Annotated in this window: 3 protein-coding genes; all 3 read left to right on the top strand. The window is 70.6% G+C overall.

Annotated features, from left to right (window positions below; genetic code table 11):
* Positions 1 to 1,636: peptidase C14 (locus ACFYW1_RS38870; RefSeq protein ID WP_389004542.1), on the top strand; the 1,636-nt coding region annotated here is incomplete at its 5' end.
* Between the two features lie 27 nt (positions 1,637 to 1,663).
* Positions 1,664 to 2,920: a Gfo/Idh/MocA family protein gene (locus ACFYW1_RS38865; protein WP_389004540.1), complete on the top strand. Its 1,257-nt coding sequence runs from the start codon at positions 1,664 to 1,666 to the stop codon at positions 2,918 to 2,920.
* 47 nt (positions 2,921 to 2,967) lie between these two features.
* Positions 2,968 to 4,224: an ABC transporter substrate-binding protein gene (locus ACFYW1_RS38860; RefSeq protein ID WP_389004538.1), complete on the top strand. Its 1,257-nt coding sequence runs from the start codon at positions 2,968 to 2,970 to the stop codon at positions 4,222 to 4,224.
* Positions 4,225 to 4,379 lie beyond the last annotated feature (155 nt).

The following is a 4,379-nucleotide window of genomic DNA, read 5'->3' as shown; positions in this document are numbered from 1 at the left end:
CGACTTCGGCGGCCACCGCATACGCACCGAAGGCATCGAGAAGAACACCCACGACAACCCCTTCGGCGCCGTCCTCTCCTTCCGCGGCACCCCCACCGACACCACCGTCAAGCACACCCTGGGTGCGGCGATGCCGGACCTGTCGGACCTGTTCGAGGTCGGTGACTCGTCGAAGTTCTCCGTGGGCCAGTGGTGGGCCGTGGAGGTCAACGCCCTGGCGGGCAAGTACGAGAAGGAGATCCAGCGGCTCGTCCAGGTCACCGATGTCGTCGACGCCACGCACATCCGGGTCAACTACCAGATCGGCTGGGACCTGGCCGCCGGACGCACCCTGACCTGGACCCGCGTCGAGCCCGTCGACCGCGCCCACGTCCGCAACATGGTCTTCGAGGGCTGGGGCGAGGACGAGATGTCCGGCTCGCACCCGGTCGCGTACGAGTACGCGGTGCGCTGCGACGTCTCCGGCATCGAGGCCATCGGCACCTTCTGGCCGGTCGTGATGCGCCGCTGGTGCACGTACTACCGCACCGAGCAGTGCTCGCTGACCAACCCGAAGTCGGTCACGTACGGCGGGGCGGGCTACCTCACCCAGCAGATCTACTGCCTGTACGGGCACGTCGAGGACTGTCACACCTCCAACGCCCGCCACCTCAACGACTTCACGGCCTCCGCCTACTGCTACGTCACCAACTGTCACGGCGACGGCGACGACGAGGGCCCGTTCGTGACGCACGGCCAGTTCGAGCACGATCTCGTCTACACCGGCAACTCCGGGCTGATGACCTTCGCCAACTCCGGCGCCGCCTGGGGCGGCCGGGCGAAGCGGATCACCGTCCGCCGGCACGCCTGCTCCTGGTTCGTGGCCCGGGTCAAGATCACCGATCTGACCCTGGAGGACGTCCTCGTCATCGGCAAGAAGTCCCTGTCCGGCTCCGGGATGCTCTGGGTCAACGCCGACGGGGTGCAGATGCGCGGCTGCACGGCCACGGGTCCGCTGATCGTCTCCCGGGCCTCGGACCTGTCCGCCCGCCCCAATGTGATCGCCGACTCCTCGTTCGCGTTCGCGGCCGGCGCGGAGATAACCCAGGCCAACGTGACCGCCCCGCTCACCCTCCAGCGCAACGTCCTGAAGGGCGTCGACGCAGCGGTGTTCAACGGCACCGGGCCGCTCGTCCTGGACCAGTGCACGCTCACCGGCTCCAAGGACACCGCCCCCGTCTCGCTCAAGCACACCGACATCACCGTGCTGGGCGGCGAACTCCGCGACACCGGGCTCAAGCTGGCCTCCGACAAGGACCAGCGGCTGCGCGTCGAGGGAACGCGGCTGACCGGCACCAACAAGGACGGCGCCCTGCTCTCGCGCACCGGTGCCGGACGGACCGTCGACTGGCAGCTGTCCGGCCTCGACTCGACCGCGCCCGAGGGCACCGCCCACGTGCTGGTCACCGAGGGCCCCAACCGCTACCGGGCCACCGGCTCCACCTTCACCGGCGGCCGGCTCGAACTGCGGCCCGCGGCGTTCACCGGCGACAGCCACCTGCTGCACACCGGCTGCGTCGAGGACGGCACCGAGCGCACCGCACTGCCGGACGAGGGCGAGCGCGTCGCCCACAGCGCGGCCACGCTGCGCATCTGACCACCCCATCGAGCACCAGGGATTCCCGTGTCCACGCATACCCCGATCACCGGCCGGCCCGTACGGGTCGCACTCGTCGGCGCCGGCAACCGCGGTCTGACGTACGCCGAGTGGATCAAGGCGCACCCCGAGCGCGCCGAGCTCGTCGCCGTCGCCGACCCGCGCCCCGCGGCGCGGGCCGCCGCCGGCGCTCCCGTCGAGTTCGACGACTGGCGGCCGCTGGTCGAGAACCGCATCGCCGACGCCGTCGTCGTCGCCACCCAGGACAGCTTCCACGTGGAGCCGGTGCTGGCCCTGGCCGAGGCGGGCTACGCGATCCTCGCCGAGAAGCCCCTCGCCCCGACCGAGGAGGAGACCCGGCGGATCGTCGAGGGCGTGGAACGCTCCGGAGTCCTGTTCGCGGTGTGCCACGTCATGCGGTACACCCCGTACACCGACCTGGTGAAGGAGGTCGTGGACTCCGGCGTGCTCGGTCAGCTGGTCTCCCTCGACCACCTGGAGCCGGTCGGCTGGTGGCACTACGCGCACAGCTATGTGCGCGGGCCGTGGCGCAGCGAGAAGGACTCCTCCCCGATGCTGCTCGCCAAGTCCTGCCACGACCTGGACTGGATCACGTACGTCATGGGCGGCCGGATCGAACGGGTCTCCAGCTTCGGCGGGCTGAAGCACTTCCGGCCGGAGAACGCCCCGGCCGGGTCCGCCGAACGCTGCCTGGACTGCGCGGTCGAGGACGGCTGCCCGTACAGCGCGCTGAAGCTGTACCTGCCGACGCTGCGCGAGAAGGGCGCGGTCTGGCCGGTCACCCACGTCACCGAGGCCACCGACGAGGCCGGTCTCGTGCGGGCGCTGCGCGAGGGCCCGTACGGGGTCTGCGCGTACCGGAGCGACAACGACGTGGTCGACCACCAGGTCCTGGCCATGCAGCTGACGGACGGCGTGACCGCGACCTTCCAGATGGTGGCGTTCACCGAGCAGACCCACCGGCAGACCCGGATCTTCGGCTCGCACGGCTGGCTGATCGGCGACGGCGAGCGGGTCACGGTGCAGGACTTCCGGACCGGCGAGTCCACCGTCCACGAACTCGGCGCCTCCGGTTCGAACGCGGCCGACGGGCACGGCGGCGGGGACGCCGGACTCGTCGACGCGTTCGTCACCGCCGTCGCCACCGGTGACGCCGGGGCGGTCCGCTCCGGTCCCGCCACCTCGCTCGGCAGCCACCTCGCGGCGTTCGCCGCCGAACGCGCCCGGCACACCGGCACCGTCCAGACGGTTCCGGCCCGGTGACTCCCCCTCTTCCCCGCCCCACCCTCACGTCCTCGGAGGACCAGCTCATGTCCCGTCTCCTCACCCGCCGTTCCAGAGTCCGCGCCGTCACCGCCCCCGTGCTGGCCACCGCGCTCGCCGTCGGGGTACTGGCCGGCTGTTCCGGCAGCGGCAGCGACGACAACACCGTCACCATGTGGACCTACCCGGTCATCTTCGACGAGGCCAAGAACAAGGCCTACTGGGACGGCCTGGTGAAGGCGTTCGAGAAGGAGCACTCGGGCGTGAAGGTGAAGGTGGAGACCTTCCCGTGGGCCAACCGCGACACCGCGCTGGCCACCGCGATCGCCTCCGGCAAGGGCCCGGACGCGGTCTACCTGATCCCCGACCAGCTGCCCAAGTACGCCAGGAGCATCGTCCCGGCCGACGAGTACATGCCGGCCGACGCCAAGTCGGACTACACCGACTTCGCCCTGAAGTCCGTCACGTACGACGGCAAGGCGCTCGGCACCCCCGTGCTGACCAGCGCCAACCCGCTGATCTGCGACAAGCGGGTGTTCGAGGCGATCGGCGAGAAGAGCTACCCGACGAGCTGGGCCGAGCTGGAGGCGCTGGCGCCGGAGCTGAAGAAGAAGGGCTACTACGCCACCAGCTACAGCGGTGACACCCAGCAGACGCTGAACATGACCTTCTACCCGCTGCTGTGGCAGGCCGGCGGTGACGTCTTCTCCGAGGACGGCAAGCAGGTCACCTTCAACGACGCGGCCGGCGTGAAGGCGCTGACGTACCTGAAGAAGCTCGTCGACGGCGGCTACACCGACAAGGACCTGGTCACCACCACGCCGAAGCTGGAGCAGACCCCGACCGCCAAGGGCAAGGTGGCCTGCACCTGGCAGAACACCCCGGCGGACGTCGAGCCGTTCTGGGGCAAGGAGAACATCGTCGTCCAGCCGCCGCTGAAGGACGTGAAGTCGGTCGGCTACGGCACCGTCGGCGCGCTGTCGATGCTGAAGGGCGCCGACAAGAAGAACACCGGCGACTGGCTGAACTTCGTCGCCGAGTCGAAGAACACGGCCGGTCTGCAGACGGGCGCGGGCTACTTCCCGGCCCGCAAGTCCGGCGGCGACCTCTACCCGGGCGACGCGCTGCAGACCGCGGTCGGCGCCACGCTGCCGAGCATGACCGTGGGCCCGCTCCAGGACAAGGCCCGTGAGGTCCAGGGCGTGCTCGCGCCGGAGATCCAGGCGGCGCTGCTGGGCAAGAAGAGCCCGCAGGAGGCGCTGGACGCCGCGCAGAAGGCCGCGCAGGCGATGCTCGGCCGCTGATACCGGGTGCGGGGTCCGTCCGGCCGCACCCGGACGGGCCCCGCACCTTCCCGGGGCACCGCCCCGACCTCCGCAATCCCCCCGTACCGCAAGGAGATCCCCGTGGCAGTCGTCGCGGAACCCACCCGCCGGGGCCGTCGCAGCGGGCCGCAGGC

The sequence above is a fragment of the Streptomyces sp. NPDC002669 genome (assembly GCF_042889165.1).
Lineage (GTDB): Bacteria > Actinomycetota > Actinomycetes > Streptomycetales > Streptomycetaceae > Streptomyces.
The sequence above is the reverse complement of the archived record's forward strand: the minus strand, read 5'-3'. Positions and strand labels throughout refer to the sequence as shown.